The sequence below is a fragment of the Bradyrhizobium sp. LjRoot220 genome (genome assembly GCF_964252915.1).
Lineage (GTDB): Bacteria > Pseudomonadota > Alphaproteobacteria > Rhizobiales > Xanthobacteraceae > Bradyrhizobium.
This window is the reverse complement of record NZ_CAXUPS020000005.1, coordinates 114,453-135,826: the sequence shown is the minus strand read 5'-3', so window position 1 is coordinate 135,826 and position 21,374 is coordinate 114,453. Positions and strand designations below refer to the sequence as shown.

General features: G+C 63.1%; 22 protein-coding genes. 1 reads left to right on the top strand and 21 read right to left on the bottom strand.

The features are described from left to right. Positions 1-185 precede the first annotated feature (185 nt). From ACSQ84_RS21900 to ispG, 3 genes are all read right to left on the bottom strand, one after another. Positions 186-1,526, bottom strand: coding sequence for a Rieske 2Fe-2S domain-containing protein (locus ACSQ84_RS21900; protein ID WP_436213785.1), 1,341 nt, complete (start codon positions 1,524-1,526; stop codon positions 186-188). A 181-nt stretch (positions 1,527-1,707) separates the two neighbouring features. Further along, positions 1,708-2,589, bottom strand: coding sequence for a TauD/TfdA dioxygenase family protein (locus ACSQ84_RS21895; RefSeq protein WP_436213784.1), 882 nt, complete (start codon positions 2,587-2,589; stop codon positions 1,708-1,710). Positions 2,590-2,797: 208 nt separating this feature from the next. Continuing rightward, the gene (ispG, locus tag ACSQ84_RS21890) at positions 2,798-4,081 is read right to left on the bottom strand and encodes a flavodoxin-dependent (E)-4-hydroxy-3-methylbut-2-enyl-diphosphate synthase (RefSeq protein WP_436213783.1); all 1,284 of its coding nucleotides are present in this window, start codon (positions 4,079-4,081) and stop codon (positions 2,798-2,800) included. Between the two features lie 268 nt (positions 4,082-4,349). Between ispG and ACSQ84_RS21885 the strand changes: the two genes are divergently transcribed. Next, positions 4,350-5,216 (top strand): sulfurtransferase, encoded by an 867-nt coding sequence (locus tag ACSQ84_RS21885; protein WP_436213782.1) that lies wholly within the window; start codon positions 4,350-4,352, stop codon positions 5,214-5,216. Positions 5,217-5,395: 179 nt separating this feature from the next. On the opposite strand, the gene ACSQ84_RS21880 is transcribed toward ACSQ84_RS21885, so the two are convergent. The 18 genes from ACSQ84_RS21880 to ACSQ84_RS21795 all read right to left on the bottom strand — a co-directional run bounded on the left by ACSQ84_RS21880 (position 5,396) and on the right by ACSQ84_RS21795 (position 21,340). Then, positions 5,396-6,337, bottom strand: a complete 942-nt coding sequence (locus ACSQ84_RS21880; protein ID WP_436213781.1) for a DMT family transporter — start codon at positions 6,335-6,337, stop codon at positions 5,396-5,398. Between the two features lie 91 nt (positions 6,338-6,428). After that, positions 6,429-6,920, bottom strand: coding sequence for a Fur family transcriptional regulator (locus ACSQ84_RS21875; RefSeq protein WP_436213780.1), 492 nt, complete (start codon positions 6,918-6,920; stop codon positions 6,429-6,431). Between the two features lie 108 nt (positions 6,921-7,028). Then, entirely contained in the window at positions 7,029-7,952 is a 924-nt protein-coding gene (locus tag ACSQ84_RS21870) for a DMT family transporter (protein WP_436213779.1), read from the bottom strand. Between the two features lie 95 nt (positions 7,953-8,047). After that, the gene (locus tag ACSQ84_RS21865) at positions 8,048-8,527 is read right to left on the bottom strand and encodes an SRPBCC domain-containing protein (RefSeq protein ID WP_436213778.1); all 480 of its coding nucleotides are present in this window, start codon (positions 8,525-8,527) and stop codon (positions 8,048-8,050) included. Next, positions 8,524-8,856, bottom strand: coding sequence for an ArsR/SmtB family transcription factor (locus ACSQ84_RS21860; protein ID WP_436213777.1), 333 nt, complete (start codon positions 8,854-8,856; stop codon positions 8,524-8,526). Before ACSQ84_RS21860 ends, ACSQ84_RS21865 begins: the two co-directional genes overlap by 4 nt. Positions 8,857-8,965: 109 nt before the next feature. Continuing rightward, positions 8,966-10,795 carry a tannase/feruloyl esterase family alpha/beta hydrolase gene (locus ACSQ84_RS21855; protein WP_436213776.1) on the bottom strand — a complete coding sequence of 610 codons (1,830 nt, stop codon included), beginning with the start codon at positions 10,793-10,795 and terminating at the stop codon, positions 8,966-8,968. Between the two features lie 38 nt (positions 10,796-10,833). After that, positions 10,834-11,574 carry an ABC transporter ATP-binding protein gene (locus tag ACSQ84_RS21850; RefSeq protein ID WP_436213775.1) on the bottom strand — a complete coding sequence of 247 codons (741 nt, stop codon included), beginning with the start codon at positions 11,572-11,574 and terminating at the stop codon, positions 10,834-10,836. A 19-nt stretch (positions 11,575-11,593) separates the two neighbouring features. Then, a complete protein-coding gene (locus tag ACSQ84_RS21845; RefSeq protein ID WP_436213774.1) occupies positions 11,594-12,337 on the bottom strand; it encodes an ABC transporter ATP-binding protein in 744 nt (247 codons plus the stop codon). Beyond that, the gene (locus ACSQ84_RS21840) at positions 12,334-13,335 is read right to left on the bottom strand and encodes a branched-chain amino acid ABC transporter permease (RefSeq protein ID WP_436213773.1); all 1,002 of its coding nucleotides are present in this window, start codon (positions 13,333-13,335) and stop codon (positions 12,334-12,336) included. Before ACSQ84_RS21840 ends, ACSQ84_RS21845 begins: the two co-directional genes overlap by 4 nt. Next, positions 13,332-14,207 carry a branched-chain amino acid ABC transporter permease gene (locus tag ACSQ84_RS21835; RefSeq protein ID WP_436213772.1) on the bottom strand — a complete coding sequence of 292 codons (876 nt, stop codon included), beginning with the start codon at positions 14,205-14,207 and terminating at the stop codon, positions 13,332-13,334. The genes ACSQ84_RS21840 and ACSQ84_RS21835 overlap by 4 nt, the downstream gene beginning before the upstream one ends. 154 nt (positions 14,208-14,361) lie before the next feature. Beyond that, a complete protein-coding gene (locus ACSQ84_RS21830) occupies positions 14,362-15,501 on the bottom strand; it encodes an ABC transporter substrate-binding protein (protein WP_436213771.1) in 1,140 nt (379 codons plus the stop codon). A gap of 56 nt (positions 15,502-15,557) precedes the next feature. Continuing rightward, positions 15,558-16,439, bottom strand: coding sequence for a shikimate dehydrogenase (locus tag ACSQ84_RS21825; RefSeq protein WP_436213770.1), 882 nt, complete (start codon positions 16,437-16,439; stop codon positions 15,558-15,560). Positions 16,440-16,560: 121 nt separating this feature from the next. Further along, positions 16,561-17,499 carry a LysR family transcriptional regulator gene (locus ACSQ84_RS21820; RefSeq protein ID WP_436213769.1) on the bottom strand — a complete coding sequence of 313 codons (939 nt, stop codon included), beginning with the start codon at positions 17,497-17,499 and terminating at the stop codon, positions 16,561-16,563. Positions 17,500-17,563: 64 nt separating this feature from the next. Beyond that, complete coding sequence (locus tag ACSQ84_RS21815) at positions 17,564-18,379, bottom strand: sugar phosphate isomerase/epimerase family protein (protein WP_436213768.1); 816 nt, start codon at positions 18,377-18,379, stop codon at positions 17,564-17,566. Continuing rightward, positions 18,380-19,033 (bottom strand): hypothetical protein, encoded by a 654-nt coding sequence (locus tag ACSQ84_RS21810; protein ID WP_436213767.1) that lies wholly within the window; start codon positions 19,031-19,033, stop codon positions 18,380-18,382. A 2-nt stretch (positions 19,034-19,035) separates the two neighbouring features. Continuing rightward, positions 19,036-19,521: a type II 3-dehydroquinate dehydratase gene (gene aroQ / locus ACSQ84_RS21805; protein WP_436213766.1), complete on the bottom strand. Its 486-nt coding sequence runs from the start codon at positions 19,519-19,521 to the stop codon at positions 19,036-19,038. A gap of 29 nt (positions 19,522-19,550) precedes the next feature. Further along, positions 19,551-20,831: a TRAP transporter large permease gene (locus ACSQ84_RS21800; protein ID WP_436213765.1), complete on the bottom strand. Its 1,281-nt coding sequence runs from the start codon at positions 20,829-20,831 to the stop codon at positions 19,551-19,553. After that, a complete protein-coding gene (locus ACSQ84_RS21795) occupies positions 20,831-21,340 on the bottom strand; it encodes a TRAP transporter small permease (protein WP_436213764.1) in 510 nt (169 codons plus the stop codon). Before ACSQ84_RS21795 ends, ACSQ84_RS21800 begins: the two co-directional genes overlap by 1 nt. Positions 21,341-21,374: the final 34 nt, after the last annotated feature.

Sequence of the window (21,374 nt, the reverse complement as noted above, 5' to 3'; positions counted from 1 at the left end):
TTATGCCGTGACATGGATTGCTTCGCTGCGCTCGCAATGACAGCAGTGATAGTTTGCGTCCTACTCTCTCCATCGTCGTCCCGGCCTTGAGCCGGGACCCATAGCCACCGGCGGTCATTGTTTATGCACGCTGAGTGTTGTCTTCCTTTTTCAACAGGGTCCCTGCTTTCCGCAGGGACGACAGATTACTCCGCCGCTACATTCCGTCCGGGGCCACCGACAAACCCCGCCGCGTCACCAAAACGCTCGATCATCACGGCGGCGAGGTCTTTGGCCTTGCTGGTCACGCAGGCGCCGGACCGTATGGTGTAGCGATCCTGATGCCTGACGTGGGGCGGCGCTTCGCCCTGCTGCAGGGCGCGGGCGGCGTCCATCACCAGTTTTCGAAAATGCATGATGCCGAGATCCGTCGGGCCGAGATGTTCACGGGTGCGGTCGGCGATCGGGCCCTGGCTGTCCTGCACCGCGGCGTCCTGTTCGGAGACGCCCTTGATGCCGGTGTAGCTTTTGGTCTTTTGCAGCTTGCGATCGATCAGATAGTCGTTGGCCTTGTTGCGCAGCGGAATGTAATTCTCGTCGACCTCCGACATCACGCCGTTGCCACGGTCGTAGCCGTCGCGCTCTCCTTGCGTCAGCGGCCGCTCCGGATTCCACGCATAGGTGTAGATCCAGCAACTGGTGTCGGTCACCGGTACAAAGCTCTGGCCAAAAATGTTCTCGCCCGGCATCGAGCTTGGCGCATAGGCATGCACCGGCATCAGGAACTGGGCGATGCGCCAGTAGATGTTGTCGGAGCCGGTGAGCCGGCCGCCGGCGACGGTCAGACCAGCCTCGTGCGGGCTGATCTTGATCACCGGCCGCGGGTCCTCGGCGATCCAGCGCATGTGATCGGTCGCGACCCGCGTCAGCGGATTCACAAAGTGCTTCTTGATGTCGAGGATCTCGTTCTCTTCCTTCTCGAAGCTCAGATGCGCGAAGGTGAAATGCGCGGTGTCGATCGAGCCTTCCAGCGCCTGCACCCAGTTGCAGTCCTGCCATTTCTTGGTGACATAGCGGTGCGAGGCCGGCACCAGCGCCATTTCCAGCGCCGGCAGTTCCGGCATCTGGCCGGCCGGGCCCATATAGGCCCAGATCATCTCGCCCCATTCGCGCACCGGATAGGATTTGATCCTGATCAGGTCTTTTGCATTCAGATCGGGATAGGAGGTCGGCATGTCGACGCAGTTGCCGTCGGTGTCGAACTTCCAGCCGTGATAGACGCAGCGGATGCCGCATTCCTCGTTGCGGCCGAGCCAGAGATTGGCGCCGCGGTGCGGGCAATATTGATCGATGACACCGACCACGCCTCTGCTGTCGCGGAACGCCAGCAGTTCCTCGCCCATCACGACGATCTTCTTCGGGGTGCCATCGGCCTCAGGCAGTTCTTTCGACAGCAGCACCGGCATCCAGAACCGGCGCAGCAATTCGCCCATTCCGGTTCCCGCACCGCTTTCGGTCAGGAAGGCGTTGTCTTCGGCGCGGAGCATGGCGTGACCTCCGGATTGTTTTGGTTTTGGTGAAGATTGGCGCAGGTCGCGCGGAGCGTCAACGTTTTCAACGTCGTCATTGCGAGCGGAGCGAAGCAATCCATGCCTCTGCTTGCGGCGCTATGGATTGCTTCGCTCCGCTCGCAATGACGGGGATAGAGGACTCCTCGTCGCCAGTCGTTTAGATCGGCCGCTCGCCCTTCACCGTCACGCGCGTGCCTGACCTTGTGTGCGGCCAGTAATCCCACATCGCGCGGTGCTGGGCGCAGCGGTTGTCCCAGAACGCGATGGCGTTCTCGGTCCAGCGGAAGCGGCACTGGAACAGCGGATTTTCCGCGTGCTGGTAGAGATAGGCGAGCATCGCGTCGCTCTCGTCGCGGGGAACGCCGATGAGAAAGCGCGTAAAACCGCGGTTGACGTAGAGCGCCTTCTTGCCCGTCACCGGATGCGTGCGCACGACGGGGTGTTCGGCGCGCGGATATTCCGGCCGGTCTTTGACGCCGTAATTGGCGTAGAGCCCGCGATAGGTCTGCTCGCCGTCATGCAGCGCGGTGAGCCCGTCGAGATAGGCCTTCATCCGGTCCGACAGCGATTCATAGGCCGCGTACATGTTGGCGAACAGCGTATCGCCGCCGCGCGGCGGGCACTGCTTGATGTAGAGGATCGAGCCCATCGGCGGTTCGACGTCGCAGGACACATCGGTGTGCCAGCCCTCGCCATTGGCGCGCGGCGAATCCTTGTCGGCGTAGATCTTCATCAACGCCGGGTCTTCGCCTTCATGGGGCGCGGCGGGATGGATGTGCAGTTCGCCGAACTGGCGGCCGAAGGCGAGATGCTGCTGCGGGGTGATGTGCTGGTCGCGAAAGAAGATCACGAGGTTTTCGGCGAGCGCGCGATGGATTTCGTCCATCGTCCGGTTCGACAGCGAGCTTGAAAGATCGACACCCGAAATCTCCGCACCGATGATCGGCGTCAGCTTCTCGACGCCGATCGTCTCATAGCGTTCGCTCTCGCCGGCGACGTGCCGGTAGCGCGGTCCCTGCTTGCTGGAGAGTGAGCTCATGGAGTGTTTCTCCCGATCATTATTGATTGGGAGTCATCGTAGCCCAGGCGATGCCGAGCGCAATGCAATAGGTGTCGTCCCGGCCTTGAGCCGGGACCCATAACCACAGGAGCACGTATTTGTGAAAGCTGGAGCGACAGCCCGGGCATAACCACGAGGCCCTGTGGTTATGGGTCCCCGCGTTCGCGGGGACGACGTGTGGAGAAGCCTACTCCGCCGCTGTCACCGGCGCCTTCGCGCCCGCGCCATAACGCTGATCGATGTAATCGATCACCAGCGCCTTGAAGTCGGCCGCGATGCTCGGGCCGCGCAACGTGCGGAACTTCTTGCCGTCGACGAACACCGGGGCGGCCGGGGCTTCGCCGGTGCCGGGCAAGGAGATGCCGATATTGGCGTGCTTGGATTCGCCGGGGCCGTTGACGATGCAGCCCATGACCGCGACGTTCAGGGCTTCGACGCCGGGATACTGCGTCTTCCAGCCCGGCATTTCCTCGCGGATGAAATCCTGGATCGAGCGCGCCAGTTCCTGGAACGTGGTCGAGGTGGTGCGGCCGCAGCCGGGACACGCGGCGACCAGCGGCACGAAGGTGCGGAAGCCCATGGTCTGCAGCAGTTCCTGCGCGACTTGCACTTCGAGGGTGCGATCGCCGCCGGGTTCGGGCGTCAGCGAAATCCGGATGGTGTCGCCGATGCCTTCCTGCAAGAGGATGCCGAGCGCCGCGGACGAGGCCACGATGCCCTTCGATCCCATGCCGGCTTCGGTGAGGCCGAGATGGATCGCGTAATCCGAGCGCTCCGCGAGCACCTCGTAAACCGCGATCAGATCCTGCACGGCGGAAACCTTCGCCGACAGAATCATCCTGTTCTTGGGCATGCCGAGTTCTTGCGCGCGGGCCGCCGACAAGAGCGCCGACTGCACCATCGCTTCACGCATCACCGCGCGCGCATCGCGCGGGTTCGGCAAGGCGGTGTTCTCGTCCATCAGCTTGGTGAGCAGTTCCTGGTCGAGCGAACCCCAATTGGCGCCGATGCGGACCGGCTTGTCGTTCTTGTTGGCGATCTCGATGATGTCGGCAAACTGGGTGTCGCGCTTGTTCTTGAAGCCGACATTGCCGGGATTGATGCGGTATTTGTCGAGCGCCTCGGCGCAGGCCGGATAATCCGCCAGCAGCTTGTGGCCGATGTAATGGAAGTCGCCGATCAAAGGCGTGGTGATGCCGCGCTTGCGCAGGCCGTCGCGGATGTGCGGAACGGCGGCGGCGGCTTCTTCGCGGTCCACCGTGATGCGGACCATTTCCGAGCCGGCGCGCGACAGGGCGGCGACCTGGGCGATGGTCCCGTCGATATCGGCGGTGTCGGTGTTGGTCATCGACTGCACGACGATCGGCGCACCCCCGCCGACGGCGACATTGCCGACCATGACCTGGGTGGTTTTGTGCCGGGCGCTGGGGCCGGCGATGTCGTCTTGCGGCGGTTTTTCGGGCTTGTTCATGGCGTCTCGAATATCAGGTTTTGGTGACATTCACCAAGGGGACGGCGACGGGCCGAGCGGCCGCATCCGAATTTGAATTTTATCTCTATGTTTTCAATGACTTGTATGGGTCATTGCGGTTGGAGGCCCGACGTCGGCGCCCGGGCCACCCTCTCCCGCTATATTGGACAGGAATCGCCGGATTGAAAGGGCGGGATACGCCAGGCGGGCCCGCCTTTTCTTCTGACGTTGCAACCCCTAGCATCGTTCAAAATAACGGGAGGTTGCAATGTCGGAGCTCATCAGCACGGTGGAACTCGCTGGCATACTCGATAGGCCCAACCTGCGGCTGTTCGATTGCACGACCTACCTGGAACCGGCGCCCGACGGCAGCGGGGTTCCCTATATTGCGGTGCCCGGCGACCAGACCTTCGCGGCCGGCCATATTCCCGGCGCGGACTTTCTCGACCTGCAGGGCGAATTCTCCGATTCCAGTACTGGCCTTCGCTTCATGATGCCCGATATCGCACAGCTCGAGGCGGCGTTCGGGCGGCACGGCGTCGACGCCAACAGCCGCGTCGTGCTCTATTCGATCGGCACGCCGATGTGGGCGACGCGGTTCTGGTGGATGCTGAGATCGCTCGGCTTTGACAATGCCGCGGTGCTCGATGGCTGCTTCGACAAATGGAAGGCGGAGCAGCGCGAGATCGAAACCGGGCCGGCAAAAGGATATCCACCCGCGACCTTCAGGGCAAAACCGCGACCCGGCTTTTTCGTCGGCAAGGACGAGGTGCTCGCCGCTATCAGGGATCACAGCGCCGTCGTCGTCAATGCGCTCGGCCCGCAATTCCACCGGGGCCTGGAGCCAAGCCGCTATGGCCGGCCGGGCCGCATTCCCGGCAGTTGCAACGTTTCAGCCGCCACGCTGCTCGATCCGTCGACGCGAACCTTCGTGCTGCTTGCGGACGCCGAGGCGAAATTCGCGACCCAGGGCCTGCGCAAGGACAAGCAGGTGATCGCCTATTGCGGCGGCGGCATCTCGGCCACGGTCGATCTGTTCCTGCTGCACCGGCTCGGCTACGACAACCTCACCCTCTATGACGCCTCGATGGGAGAGTGGGCGAAGGACGAGTCGCTGCCGATCGAGACGGATTAGCAATTTCATCGGAGTGAGTGCACTGCTCGCACACACATACCGCTGTCATCGCCCGGCTTGACCGGGCGACCCAGTATTCCAGAGAAGCCAGCGATAGAAGCGATAGGCCGCGGCGTACTGGATCGCCCGGTCAAGCCGGGCGATGACAGCTTTTATTGTAGCTGCCAGTTCACAAACCCTCACACATTCGGATCCGGCGCCACTGCCGCCCGCGCCGCTTCCGGGCGGTTGACGAGATAGAGTCCCGCGATCACCAGCAGCGCCGCGACACCGAACGCTATCGTCAGCGTGTCGTGCAGCATGAAATACGCGGCCACCACGCCGAACAACGGCGTGATGAAGGTGAAGGCCGATAGCTTGCTGGCCGAATAGGTCTTCACCAGTGCGAACCACAACAGGAACGTCAGGCCGACCACCCAGAACGCCTGGTAGGCCAGTAGCGCCAGCGACAGCGGCCCGGGGATATGCGTGATGGTCTCGCCCGAAATCCACGCCGCAAACGCCAGAATCGGGATCGAGACGGCCACCTGATAGCCGAGCCCCTTTTCCGCCGGCGCCTTGATCAGCGCGGTCGCCTTGACGATCAGCGTCGTGGCCGCCCACAGCGAACCGCCGGCGACGATCAAGAGATCACCGATCAACACCTTGGCGTCGACATTTGCCTGGGGCACGCCGATCGCCAGCGCCACACCGGCGAAACTGAGGGCGAGCCCGCCCCATTGCGAGGCGCGCAGCCGCTCGCCGAGAAAGACATAGGAGCCGAGCGCGACAAAGAACGGCGCGGTGTAGAGAAACACCGCCGCGCGCGACGCCGACGTCAGCAGCAGGCCGCGATAGATCAGCACGAACTCAATGCCGAAGATCATGCCCGCAATCAATCCGGGCCACAGCGTGCCGTCGCGCTCGAAGAATTTGACGCCGCGAAACCAGCCGATGATCAGCAATACCGGCAACGCGCCAAGCGAGCGGGCCAGCGCCTGCAGCATCGGCGGCACCTCCGGCAACACCAGCTTCACCGCGATCTGGTTGAACCCCCAGCTCAGGCACAGCATCAGCATCAAGGCGATAGCGCCCGGGGTGAGCGCACGCCCGGCGGCAGAGATCACAGGATTGGGTGACATTTATCCTCGTGGCCGGCTTGGCGCCGTGTTGGTTTTGGCATGATCCCTGAAAAGTGGGATTCCGGTTTTCGGATAAGGATCATGCCCTTATCTAAAGAGCTTTCTGACAATGCGCGCAGGTGCCGGCAATCTCAACGACGGAAAGCTTGGGTGCAAAGCCTGTGGCGCGCGCCGCCGCATTGAGACTCTGCGCGACGGGGGCCGCGGGAATTTCACCGACCGAGCCGCAATGGTCGCAGATCAGGAACGCCACCATCGAGGTTTCGTCATGGTCGTGCGCGCAGGCCAGAAAGGCGTTGCGGCTTTCGATACGGTGGACGAGGCCGTTCTCCATCAGGAAATCCAGCGCGCGATAGACCGTGATCGGCGCCGGCCGCGGCATCGTCTTGGCGAGTTCGTCGATCACCTCATAGGCGCCGAGCGGACGGTGGCTGGACAGCAGCGCCTGCAGCACCTGACGCCGGATCGGGGTGAATTTCTGCGCCCGTCTGGCGCAAACCTGCTCGGCATGCGCGATCGCATCCGCGGCGCAGCGGCCGTGATCGTGGCCGGGTGCGGGAAAGGTGGGTTTTGCCAGGGTCATTGCCGGCGGTTTGTAGCATTTTGGCGGGCAATGCCAAAGCCCGGCGGTTCCGCAGTTCCCAGCCATGTTCTGAAAGCGGGGCTGCTCAACCGTTAACCCGGCAGCGTGCTATCGCGCCTCGCCTGGCTTGGTCCGCAGGCACAAATACATGCCGCCAAGCGACAGCGCGCCGCCGATCAGATGGATCATGGTCGGTGCCTCGCCAAGAAAGATGATCGACAGCACCGCACTGACGACCGGACCGAGATAGAGGCTCAGCGAGGTCGATACCGCGCCGAAGCGCGCTCCGAGAAAGGCGTAAGCCGCATAGGCGAACAGCCCGGGGACGAGGCCTGCGAATAAATACACGAGCGCGGCGCGGCCGGTGAATGCGGCTGACGGCGCCTGCCAGATTTCGTGGACCGCAAACGGCAGCGAGAACAGCGCGCCGGCGGCCGCGAACAGGCCGATCCGCGCCAGGAAGCTGACGCCTTGGCCGACGCGATTTTGCATCAGGGTGTATCCGGCCCAGCCCAGCATCGCGAGCAGCGCCAGCAAATCGCCGGTCGACAAGCCGGTCCCGACCGAGGCCTGTCCCTTGGTGATGATCAAGAGCGCCCCGGCGAGCGCGACCGCCATGCCGATGATCTGCCGCCGGGCGATGGATTCCCGGCCGGTGGCGAAGGAAAACAGCAGCACGACGATCGGCGACAGCGCCATGATCAGCGCGAGGTTGATCGCCGACGTGGTGATCCCGGCGACATAGACCGGGCCGCCGCAGATGAACATGCCGAGGAAGCCGGCCAGCGCGACGCCCGGCCACTGCCCGCGCAACGCGGCGGGCTTCTCGCGCAGCGCCATCACGACGACCGGCAGCAGGCCGAGCGCCACGATGCTCCAGCGGAAGAACGCGATCGAGAACGGCGGCACGCTGCCGGCCACACCGCGCGCCAGGATCATGTTGGAGACCTGCGCGGTGGCAACCAAGAGAAAGCCGAGCAGGCCCAGCATTTCGTGGGTCCGCCCGGCTGTTGCCGTTGGTGGCTCGCTCATGGTCGATCGCTTCCGGCTGATATTCCCGATGCCCTATCAGGTATCATAGCCGCGCTTCGCCATCACGCTGTCGAAGGAGCGGGACCGGCCCTGCGTTACGGACTGACCAGGTTGTCCATCGCATCGAGCCGCGCATAGCTCGCTTCCATGCCGTGCTCCATTCCGGTCGCCAGCATGGCTTCGCGCGTCGCGGCATCGGGCAGCGTCATCCGCAGCGTGAACAGCGTGCCGTCGCCGTCCGGCTTGAACGTCGTTTCGACCCGGTTGTCCGGCGTGGGATCGGGCAGATGCATGCGCTCGACATGGACGATGCGGCTGAAGGGCTCGAGCTCGAGATACTCGCCTGTCAGGTGAAATCCACCGCCCTTGCCGTCCGTCCATTCAAATCTGATCCGGCCGCCGGGCCGCGCTTCGCTGACACAAACCGGCATCGTCCAGCCGTCCGGGCCGAGCAGCCATTTCTGGAGTAGCGCCGGCTCGGTGTGCGCGCGGTAGACCGCCTCCGGCGGCGCATCGAAGCGGCGGGTGACAACGACGTGCTTGTCGCCTTCGGTCTTCAGCGTCAACTTGCTCATGGATTGCCTTTCTCGGTTTTCATGGCGGCCAGAACGTCGTCCAGCCGGTTGTAATTTTTCGCCAGGGCTTCGCGCAGCATCGCAAGCCACTGGTCGATTTCAGTCACGGCCGCCGGTGCGAGCCGGCATGGCCGCTTGGTGCCATCGACGCGGCGGAGGATCAGTCCGGCCCCCTCGAGGACCTTGAGGTGGCGAGAGATCGCCGGTTGCGTCAGCTCGAAAGGCTCAACCAGTTCCATGACGGTTGCTTCGCCCAAGGCGAGACGGGCCAGGATCGCCCGGCGGGTCGGGTCGGCAAGCGCGGAGAAGGCAGCGTCGAGGTGAACCAAAGCATGTCTCATCTATTATATAACTTCGCTATTATATAACGATGTGCTGATTGTCAACGTGATTTTTTGCCGGCGAGAACGATCGGATTGCGGGAATGCAATCAGCGCGTCAGTGGCAGCCGAAGCTCTTGGCCTGCGTCACCGACCCGATCCCATTCCATGTCGTTTTCAGCGGATAGACGCAGATGGGATAGCTGACGCTGTTGTCGCGCGACGTCAGTGTGATCTCGTCGGGTGCGATGCCCTTCTCGACCCAATCGACCAGTGCGGTGAAGAACTGGTCCTGCTCGCGCGCCGGGGTCTGGTTGGCATTCCCGGGTAGTTTCGGCATTGGCACGGTGTCGTTCTTGCCGCCGACCGTGTAGGCGCGGCCCTGCGAACTGTGCGCCACGCCCGGCACCAGATACATCCGCATGAACTTCGCCACCTCGGCATGGCCGCCCATCGCCGCCAGCACGCGCTCATGATAATTGACGTTGCCGGCCGGCGGGATCGCGTCATCGGCAAGGCCGGTCCACACCACCACCTTGCGGCCGAGGTCGCGCAGTTTTGCAAGGTCCGCCTTGTCGGTGATGAGGTTGCTGAACAGCGTCGGCTGCAGCCCGACGTTCTTGCCGATCGCGTCGGCCAAACCGGCATAATCGAGTTCGAGCCATTTGTTGCGCACATTTGTCGAACCGTTACGGATCGGTATGGCGACGGTCGCACTGGCGTCGGCGGCATAGCTGACGTCCTGCATCGCCTGGGCCACGCTGTCGGCGCTGGCGCTGGTGATCTGAGTGCCGATGCCGGTGCCCCGGGTGAACGCCCACCAGATTTGTTTGGGGCCGAGCGACTTGCCGCTGCGGCTGTCAGGCGTCTGGGCGGCGTCGAAACTGCCATCCGGCGTTGGGCCGTACCAGATCCGGTTCAGCGCCATCGCCTCCTTCGCACTCAAGCAAGTCGCGGCATCGGGATGGCTGCCGGTCACGCCGTCGCCGACAGCACCGGCACAAAGAGCTGCGGGATCGCGCGCGGGATTGTAGTTGCAGGCAAACGGATCGAGCAGGAAGCCGAGCCCGGCGGTGTCGCAGGCGGCGACGGCGCGCGCGTTGGCGGCGGCGACCTTGACGGCGAAAGCTTTCGCCGCGTCCTTGTCCACCGACGTGAAGCCCAGCTCGGTCTTCATCACGATCTGCGCATACAATCCGGACGGCCCGAACTTGGCGATGCTGAGCGCCGGCTGCCCGATCATGTAGCCGTCGTAAAGCTCCGGATATTCCTGAGCAATCTTCAAGCCCTGCCGGCCGCCCTGGGAATGGCCGTCATAATAAGTGTATTTGGGCGCCTTGCCGTAATAGAGGCTGGCCAGCGCCTTGGTCTTGTTGGCCTGCTCCACCATCGCACGCACGGAAAAATCGCGCAGCGACTCGGTATTGAGCTTGCCGTCGGAGAGAAACGTGAACGAGCCGTCCTGGTACCAGGGCTGGCCGGCATCGGTGGTGCCCGACGCATAGCCGATATTGGCGTTGACGATGGCCGGGACCTTGCTGCCGATCTTGTCGGCATAGCGATGCCCGCCGCCGACCCATCCGCCGCCGCCATAATTGCGGATGCGCTCATTCCAGTTGGAGGGCGTCGGCAGCCAGACCTCGATGCCGATGCCCTCGGAGTACGAGCGTGCGCTCTTGTCCTTTTCCGCGGTGGCGCCGGGGCCCACCAGCAGTTTTACCAGACACAGATCGGCGGCCGCCGTCACCGGCTTCGGTGCGTCGGGCGCCAGCAATTCCTCGCCCTTCTTGACCTGACGAACCGCGACAACCGTCGTATCGGCGTCGGGTTTGAAAGCGGTCTTGATGCTATCGTCGCATGGCAACTGCTGGGCCAAGGCCGGTGTTATCTGGCCGCAGACCGCCAGCAACACGATCGCCCAGATACGCTTGCCTGTCATGATCGACATCGTTTCGCTCCCCCGGTGATTTTTGCTGTAGTTGTCGCCTATGCGGATGGCTGATCGATCGCGCCGCCCAGAAACAACTGGCCGACGCGGGGATTGCTGAGCACCTTGTCGGCCCTGTCGATGAGCCGGGTCTGGCCGAGTTCGAGCACGATGCCGTAATCGGAGATCTCGAGCGCCGAGCGCGCGTTCTGCTCGATCAGCAGGATCGAAACGCCGCGATCGCGCAGGTCCTGCAGGATGCCAAAGGTCTGCCGGATCATCAGCGGCGAAAGCCCGATCGACGGCTCGTCGACCAGCATCAATTGCGGATTGAGCAACAAACCTCGCGCGATTTCGAGCTGCTTCTGTTCGCCGCCCGACAGCGTGGACGCTTGCTGGGTTGCCCTCCGACGCAGAATGGGGAATCGATCGAGCGCAGCTTCAATGCGCGCCGGCAGATCCGCGATATCGCGTCCTGCGACCACCGCGCCGAGTTCGATATTGTGGCGCACGGACAGTTCCGGGAAGATGTTGCGGCCCTGCGGCACGTAGCAGATGCCCGACGTCAGGAGCTCGCGCTGGCTGAGGCCGGTGACGTCGCGGCCCCTGAACGTAACTTTTCCTTCGCGCAGTTTCAGCAGGCCGAAGATCGCCTTGAACACGGTGGATTTTCCGGCGCCGTTCGGCCCGATCACCGTGGTGATGGTGCCCGCCGGGACCGAAAAGCTGGTGCCATTGAGGATGGTCATCTTGCCGTAACCGCCGACCAGGCCTTGAACGTCGAGGATGGGTTCGCTCATCGGTCTGTTCCCCACCGGTTCAGTGGCCGAGATACGCGTCGATAACCGCGCTGTTGGCGCGGATCTCGGCGGGCGTGCCGATCGCCAGCACCTTGCCTTCCGCCATCACCACCACGCGCGAGCACAGCGACATCACGAATTCCATGTTGTGCTCGATCACGACGAAGGTGGCGCGCTTCTCGCGGTTGATCTCGGCCAGCCGGGCCTTCAAATCGCCCAGCATGGTGAGATTGACGCCGCCGGCGGGCTCGTCGAGCAGCACCAGGCGGGGTCCGCCCATGAAGGCCATCGCGGCATCGAGCAGCTTCTGCTGGCCATAGGACAATCCGCCGGCCAGTTCCCCGGCGAGATGGCCGAGCTTGAAGAACTCGATCATCTGATCGGCCGCTTGGCTGAGACCGGCATCCGATGGACCCAGCAGCCGCGACAGCATGTTGCCCTGATGTTCCTGACCGGCGAGAATCAGGTTTTCCCGCACCGACAATTTCGGAAACACCTGCAGCAATTGGAAGGTGCGGCTGACGCCGAGCCGATTCAGATCCGACGGCCGAAACCCGGTGACGACCTTGCCATCGACCTTCACCTCGCCGGCGCTCGGCTGCAACTGGCCGAGGATGCAATTGAACAGGGTGGATTTGCCGCAACCGTTGGGACCGATCAGGCCGAGGATTTCACCCTCCTGAACGTCGAAGCTGACGCCGTCGACCGCATGGATGCCGCCAAAATTCTTCTTGATGTTGCTGATTTCGAGGACCGCGGTCATGGCGCCGGCTCCAACCCGGATTTTGCGACGGCCCGCAGCGCGGACGCCGCCCTGGTGCGGCGCTCGGTCAGATAGCGATCGATGATCCCCAAAATGCCGGTCGGCGAATAGATCAAGAGCAGGATCACGGCGACCGCATAGAGCATCAGATAATAGCCCTGCGTTACCTCGCGCAGCCATTCCGGCAGCAGCACCGCAATCATTGCGCCGAGGAACGGGCCGAAGAAGAATCCGGAGCCGCCGACAATCACCATCAGCAACAGATCGAGCGAGAGCGAGAGGTTGAACGGAACGGGGTCGATATACTGCGTCAGCGGCGCGTACAGCGTGCCGGCAACGCCGCCGAGCACCGAGCCGATCGCGAACGCCATCAAGGTATAGCGCCGTGTATCGATGCCGAGCGACAGCGCCCGCACCGGGTTTTCGCGCAAGGCCACGAAGGCGCGGCCCCAGGGCGAGCGGATCAACCACCAGGTCGCCAGCGATACCAGCGCCAGCGAGCCCAGGCAGACATAATAGAACGGCAGCGGCCGGTTGGTCGGGTATCCCAGGATCACCGGGCGCGGAATGTTGCTGATGCCGTAGATGCCGTTGGTGAGCCAGCTCTCGTTGCGGAACACCAGGAAGGCCAACGTAGAGAACGCCAGCGTCACGAAGGCGAGGTAATGATGCTGCACCCGCAACGCCGGATAGCCGAGGATCCAGCCGATCGCAAAGCACAACACGATGGCGACGCCGAGTCCCGCGATCAGCGGCATTCCGTTCGCGGTCATGATCGCCGCGGTGTAGGCGCCGATGCCGACGAAGGCGCCCTGCGCCAGCGAGACCTGTCCGGCATAGCCCAGCGTCAGATTGAGCCCCATCGCGGCGATGGTCATGACAGCCCATTGGCTCAGGATGAACAGACCGTAGCGATTGAGGTACATCGGCGCGACGATCAGAGCCGCGATAACCACGATGCCGAGCGCGACACGCCAATATTGCTTGAGCACGCTCATACCGTACGCTCCTCGGCGCGACCGAGCAGTCCCTGCGGACGCAGCAGGATGATCAGGATCAGAAGCACCATCGGCACCGCAGCGCGATACTGCGTCGAGACATAGGCCGCGGCGAGATTGTCGACGACGCCGATCAGCAGGCCGCCGGCGATCGCGCCGCGCACCTGATTGAACCCGCCGACAATCGCCGCGATGAACGCCGCCTGCCCCAGCACTTCACCGCTGGAGAATTTGGCGAGATAGATCGGCGTGATCAGCAGCGAAGCCAGCGCCACCAGAAAAGCGTTGATCAGGAACGTCAGCAGGATCATGCGCTCGACGGGAATGCCGATGATGCGGGCTACGACAGGATTCTGCGCGGTGGCCTGCATCTGATGGCCGATGGAGGTGCGGTTCAACAGCGCGGTCAACCCGACCACCGCGGCGATGGCGAGCGCGAGCACGCCGACGCTTTGCAGCGCGACCTGGCGGCCGAGGATCGAAATATCGCCTGAAGGCACAATCGAAGGAAACGGCGAGGCTTCGGCGCTGAAGAACTGCTTCACCGCTTCCTTGAGACCGATCGCCAGCGCCATGGTCGCGATCGCCAGCGGCAGCACGCCGTGGCGAAGCATCGGATCGACCAGCAGCATCTTGAAGCCGAGGCCGAGCAGCAGCATCGACAGCAGCATGCCGATAAGGATGGCAAGCCAGAACGGCGCGCCGGCATGCATCGCCGCCAGCATCAGGAACGCCGGCAGCATGACGAATTCGCCCTGCGCGAAGTTGATGGTCTGCGACGTCTGCCACAGCAGCGTGAAGCCGACCGCAACGATCGCATAGATCGCCCCTGTCGCCAGCCCCGCTATCAGAAGATCAAGCAGATTGGACATGCTGGTGTCTGACCTTCAAAGTCCATGATAAATTTAGATCGACTAACGCGCCACCGTCATTGCGAGGAGCCCTTGCGACGAAGCAATCCAGCCTTACCTCACGATTCTGGATTGCTTCGCTTCGCTCGCAATGACGAAGAACGATGCCGCGACCTCACTTCAGCTTCGGCAGCACCTGCTTGATGACCTGCTTGCCGTCGACGATCTCGACCAGGAAGCCCTGGCGGTCGATATCGCCGTTCTGATCGAAGGTCGCGTCCATCAGGATGCCGGGCTCGCTGGCCGCCTTGATGGTGAGGCCGTGCAAATTGTCGGCGAACGCCTTGGAATCGACCTTGCCCATTTTCTCGGTGGTGGCCTTGATCATGTAGATCGCCAGATAGCCCTTGAGGCCGTTATGGTCGGGCACGTAATTGTACTTCTTGACGAACTTTTCCCGGAACGCCTTGATCAGATCGACCGGGGCATCGGTGGTGAGGCCGACATGGCCGCGCGCGCCGTTCGCCGCGTCGCCGGCGAGTTCGACCACTTTCTGGCCGACCAGCGTGGTTTCGCCGATCAGGGGCACCGTGACGCCCTGGCGCTTCAGCTCTTTGAGGATGCGGGCGCTTTCCTCTTCGTTCAGATAGACGAAGACCGCATCGGGTGCGGCGGCCTTGATCTTGCTGACGTCGGCGGCGAAATCGGCCTGGCCTGCTTCGGTGGAAAGATCGGCGGCGACCTTGATGCCGAGCTTGGCGAATTCCTTGGTGATGACGTCGCGGCCGCCGCGACCGAAATCATTGTTGACCCAGACGATCGCAACCGATTTCGCCTTCACCTCGTCGTTGATGTATTTGGCGACCTTCGGCATCGAGGATTGCTGGCCGAACGAAGTGCGGAACAGAAACTTGTTGCCGCCTTGGGTCAGCTCGGCAGCCTCGCCGCCCATGATCTGGGCGATGCCGGCTTCGGCCGCCAGCGGCGCGGTGACCTTGACCGATCCGGAATAACCGGGGCCGAGCAGCACGTAGGGCTCGCCGTCGAGTGCCTTCTGGACCTGGGCGCGGGCGACGCCGGGGTTCGACTGCGAATCGGCGTGGCTGACTTCCAGCTTGCGGCCGAGCACGCCGCCCTTGGCGTTGACTTCCTCGATCGCAAGATCGATGCCGTTTTTCCAATTGGTGCCGACGGTGGCGCCACCACCGGAGAGTTCGGCCACATTGGCGAGCTTGATGGGTGCGCCGGATTGCGCCAACGCCACACCGGCCGCCATGGTTGCGAGCAGGATACCTGCCAGAATGCCTGATTTCATTTCCATCCCCTTTTGTCTTGATCTTTTGATCTTGTCGACGCGCGCCTTGTGACCGGCTACGCGTCCGATGTCGCAGCGTAGCGTCTTGCCATCACGGCGTCGAATGCATTTCCCATTTCGACGATAGACGGCTTCATTCCGGTAAATAATTCGAAGGCGTCCGCGGCCTGATGGATCGCGAGATCACGCCCGGTCATGATCTCAGCGCCCTTGGCTTTGGCCGCGGTCAGGAGCGGCGTCCATAGCGGCGAATAGACCGCGTCGGCCACCCAGACGTCGCGACGGAGCAGCGCGTCGGGCACCGGCGTACCGCGGTCCGGCAGCATGCCGATCGGCGTTCCGTTGACCACGCCGACGGCGCCGCGCAGCGCGTCTTCCACCGTTGCCGCAATCCGGATCTGCTGGCGACCGCGCAACTGCGCCGCGATCTGTTCGGCCTTGGCGCGGTCGGTATCGAAGATGCTGAGTTCGGCGACACCGAGCGCCGCCAGCGCATGTGCGATCGCCTTGCCGACGCCGCCGGCGCCGATCAGGGCAACGGGGCCATGCCCGGATGCCTTCACCAGATTGCCGACCGCCCGCTCGAACCCGGTGGCATCGGTATTGTATCCGACCAGCCTTCTGTCACGCACGACCACCGTATTGACGGCGCCGATCGCGCGCGCGGCTGGCGACAAATCGTCGAGCAGCGGGATTACCGCTTCCTTGTAGGGAAACGTCACGTTGACCCCAGCAAAGCCGATGCGCTTGATGCTGTCGAGCAACGTGCGCAGCTCGGCCGAGCTCTGGCCGGCGACCTCGATCAATTGATAATGACAACGGACACCCAGTGCAGCGGCCGCCTCTTCGTGCATCGCCGGCGACGCCGAATGCGCAATCGGGGCTCCGATCAGGCCGGTGAGGAATTTTTGACCGATCAAAGGCAGGCGTTTGGACACGTCGCTAATGTCTCGCATATCAACACGGGATCGCGCGGCTTAGAGCACCAAAACCACGCAAACGATACCGCCTTCGCCAGATAACACAATTACCCATTTATTCCACAAACATAACATGATGTTATTTTCTGCGGGCTCGTGATGCCGCCGTTGCCGGGCTTTTCCGGCTGGGCTCGAGCGCACGCATCTCCGAGCGCAGGCATTCGATGAAGTGCTCGACATGCAGCGAGAGCGAGGCGCCGCGCTTCACCGCGATGTAGGTGTCGAATCTCGTCGGCTCGACGATCCGAAGCAGCTCGACGCCGGGATAGCCGCCATGCGCGACGGTGAACTGATCGATGACGGCAATCCCGAGCCCGGCCTTGACCAGCGCGCAGACGGTGGTGCCGAACCGCGCCCGGATCGTGATGTCGTAGGACAATTTATTGCGCGCGAAGATCTCGGCCATGATGCGCCCATAGGGATCGTTGGGGTCGATGCCGATCAGGGGGTAGCGGATGATTTCGGCGGCGGAGACCTGTTTGCGGCCCGCCAGCTCGTGTCCCTGCGGCACGATGCAGAACAATTCGCCTGACGCCAGCGGCATGAAATCGAGGCCGGGATGATCGAGCCGATAACTCATGGCGACGCAATCGCCCTTGCCGAGCAACAGATAGTCGATCGCCTCCTCGATCTTGAGGATGTTGATGTCGATGCGCAGATCAGGATAGCGCCGCCGGATGCGTTCGATCGCGCGCGGCACCATGATCTGGGAGATGCTGGGCACCGAGCCGATGCGCAGTTCCGACAGCGTGCCGCGCCCGATCTTGGAAATGATTTCGGTGAGATCGTCGACCTTCTTGTAGACGCCGTTGATCTGCTCGAAAATGTTCTGGGCTTCGGAGGTCGGGAAATAGCGTCCGTTCTGGCGCTGGAAAAAGCGGATGCCGAGCGAGCGCTCGGTATATTTCACCAGCCGGCTGATGCCCGGCGCCGACACGTTGAGCAGTTTTGCCGCACCGCCGATCGTGCCCGTGATCATCACGGCCCTGATAACCTCGACCTGGCGCAGCGTCATCATGTGCAGCAATCCCGAAAATGAACCTGAGAGATACTCCCATGTTCGATCGGCGCAAATGACCTTATCAAGCGCCATCGCGGGATCGGGCTATCAGATTCCGCGCCGCATCGAGCGCGCGCTGGGCGCGATCCTTTGCCCCGACCGTCTTCGCAAGCTCGGCGGTCGGGACTTCTATGCTGATGGTGATATCCGCGGGCATGGCGCGGGTCAGCGAGATGAGGTCAATGCCGCCGTCACCCGGAAACAGCCGCTCATAGCGGGCAGCGTGGATCAGTTCCTCGTTCGTCGCGGGCCGCTCCGCCGGGCCGTCGCATAGCTGCCAATAATGCAGCCGGTGAGCGGGCACGGCGCCAAGTTCGGCGAACGAACTCTTCGACCGGTCAAAATGCAAGGCATCGACCAGGATGCCGGCATTGGCCTGCCGCATCGGCGCGACGATGCTGGTGGCCGTCGCCAGATCCGGGACATAGGTCCAGGGCATGAATTCGAGATCGGCGGTCAGCCCGTATGGCGCGGCGGCCTCACAGAATGCCGCATAGGTGTCCCTGAACCGGCCGAGATCGGGATCATAGGCCGCGACCAGGATGTGCCTGGCGCCGAGCCGGGCACCGGTTTCGAAAAACGTGGAGAACGCGGCAATCTCGGTTTCCGGCCGCAGCGCCACCACTTCGAGGTCGGCCACGGTGATGCCCGTTGCATCCAGCCGGGCGAGGGTTTCCTTGAGGCTCGCTTCGTCATCCAGCGGATAGGCGATGCCGCCGGGCATCGCGGGCAGCAGCCGGATTCCGACGGCGTCATAGCCGCAGCTAGCTGCGACGTCGATCAGCGCGGGCGGCGCCAGTTCGAGGACGGTCAGCGCGGCGAGCGAGAACGACGGCATTTATTCTCTGTCTGCGATACGGGCGTCGAGTGCGAACATGCCTTGGTAGACCTCCGGCTCGCCGGCGCCACCGAGACCAGGCGCCAGTTTGGCCGCTTCACGCAATGCGCCGCGAAGCGCTTCTTCGTCAAGCGCCTCGATGATCAGGAGGCCCGCGAAAATCCCCTCGTCTTTCCGCATGCCCTTCTCGACCGTCGGCACCGAGGTGCGCGCCAGATCGGTGGCGCCGATCTGCACCGCGGCAATGCCATCGAGCGCGACCAGCGCATCAGCGAGTTGCCGGGGGTTCTCCGGCAGACGTTCGATGCGCAACGCGGCGATGGTCGATCCCTCGCCGCGGCCGGCGCGCGCCGTCATGACGCCGCCGCCGCGAACGAAATTGCCCAAGCGGGGCATGGTCCGCTGTGACCACGGCGTCGGCGCATTGAGCCGCGCCAGATAGGCGGGCCCGTCGAGCACTTCGGGGGCTTCCAGTTCGTAGAGAATGAAGAAGCGATTAGTGTCATCGCGCGCGGCGCGGAACACGCGGACACCAAGAAATCCCTTGGTCGTGACCCGTTCGGTGGTGTGCTCGCGCGTCAGCCAGTGCCGGTAGTCGGTCAGATGGTCGGGCTCGACGTCGCTCCAGACCGCCAGAAAACCAGCGCCGCGCATCCTCATCTCCCCTTAAGGCCGTGCAGCGGTGCCGGAACCGCGTCCGGCAGCTTGCCCAGCTTTTGCACGGCCGCCAGCATCGCCGCGACATAGCCGTAAGGGCCGAGACCGCAAATCACGGCGGTGGATGCGCTCGACGTGATCGAATGCCGGTGCAGTTCGTCCCGCGCATGAATATTGGAAATATGAACCTCGATTTTCGGGCCTTCGAAGATCTTGAGCGCGTCGATCAGCGCGATCGATGTAAAAGAATAAGCCGCCGGGTTCATGATGATCGCATCATAATTGCCGTGCGCCGACTGGATCCAGTTGACCAGTTCGCCTTCGAGGTTGGACTGGTGGAACGAAATCGTAACCCCGAGAACCTTTGCGACCGCCTCACAGCTCGCTTCGATCTCTCCAAGCGTGGTCGGGCCGTAGATGTGCGGCTCCCGAATTCCCAGGAAGTTCAGATTGGGTCCGTTCAGGATCATGATCTTGGTGGCCATCGTGGCTCCCCTTTACGACTATCCGGGTTCTAGCCGGCAAACCATTTGGCCGGGATTGTCACCAATTCCGGGAACAGCACCATCAGAAACATCACGACGAGCTGGGCGATCAGGAACGGCCAGACGCCCTTGATCACCTCTTCCATGCTGATCTTGCTGACACCGCAGACGACGTTCAATACCACACCGACGGGCGGCGTGATCAGGCCGATGGCATTGTTGATGATGAACAGGACCCCGAAATAGACCGGATCAATGCCGGCCGCCTTGATGATCGGCATCAGGATCGGGGTCAAGATCAGGATCGTCGGCGTCATGTCGAGCGCGGTGCCGACGATGACCACGACGACCATGATCGCGAACATCAGCAGCGTCTTGTTGCCCATGAAGGGTTTCAGGAGATCGACGACCTGGGCCGAAATCTCCGATACCGTGATCAGCCAGGACGACACCAGCGCCGCGGCGACCAGGAACATCACGATGCTGGTGGTCAAGGCCGCCGAGACGAACACGCCATACAGCTGCGACCATTTCAGTTCCCGGTAGATGCAGGTCGTCACGAACAGCGAATAGACCGCGACCACCACAGCCGCCTCGGTCGGCGTGAAGATGCCGAAGCGGAGGCCTACGATGATGATGGCCGGCAGCATCAGCGCCCAGAAACCGTCGATCACGGCGTGGGCGACTTCCCTGAACGACGCCCGCGGCGGCGGCGTCAGGTCTTCCTTGCGAACCACCCACCACCAGGCGACGCACAATCCGGCGCCCAGCATGATGCCGGGAAAGATGCCGGCGAGAAACAGCTTGGAGATCGAGACGCCGGCGGCGACGCCAAAGATGACAAAGCCGATGCTGGGCGGGATCACCGGGGCGATGATGCCGCCGGCGGCGACCAGCCCGGCCGCATAGTGCTTCTTGTGACCCGCGGCCACCATCATCGGCACCAGCAGCGCGGCCAGCGCAGCGGCATCGGCCGCGGCCGAGCCGGACAACGAGGCCAGGATGCACGAGGCCAGAATGGTGACATAGCCAAGCCCGCCGCGCAGATGGCCGACGGCGACGAGGGCGACTTTTACGATGCGCTTGGCGAGGCCACCCTTGTTCATCAGCTCGCCGGCCAGCATGAAGAACGGGATCGCCATCAGCGGAAAGCTGTCGGCGCCGTTGATGATGTTCTGCGCCACGATCTGGGAATCGAACATGTTGATCGTGCTCATCAACGCGACGCCGCAGATGATCAGCGCAAACGCGATCGGCATGCCCAGCGCCATGGCGCCGAGCAACGAGAGGGCAAAGACCGCGATGGTCATCAGTGCTCCTCCGATTCCCGGACCGCGACCATGTCGGCTTCGCTGGCCTGGCCGGAGACGACCCGGAACAGATCGTAGAGCAGCATGATGCCGGCCGAGACGCCGAACACGACGCCGGCGAAATAGAATATGCTGAGCGACAGGCCGGTTGCCGGCGCGCGGTCGTCGAGGTTGATGATGGTCTGGCGCCAGCTTCCGGTCAGCAGCAGCCAATCCGCAAACAGCATCAGGCAATAATTGATGATGAAGCAGATGCGCTTGCCCGTCGGCGACAGCATCCGGACCAGGGAATCGACGCCGAGGTGGCTATGCTCGCGAACGGCGACGATGGCGCCGAGGAAGGTCAACCACACCAATAGCCAGCGCGACATTTCCTCCGAGATCGTAATCCCGGAATTGAAGCCGTAGCGCAGCACGACGTTGCCGAACACCAGCACCACCATGACCGCAAGGCAGAGCGCGATGACGCCCTTGAGCACCGCGCAATAGAGATCGAGGATGCGTGCCATCGGCGCCGTCTGGAGCTGGAGTTGGTGCAGGGCC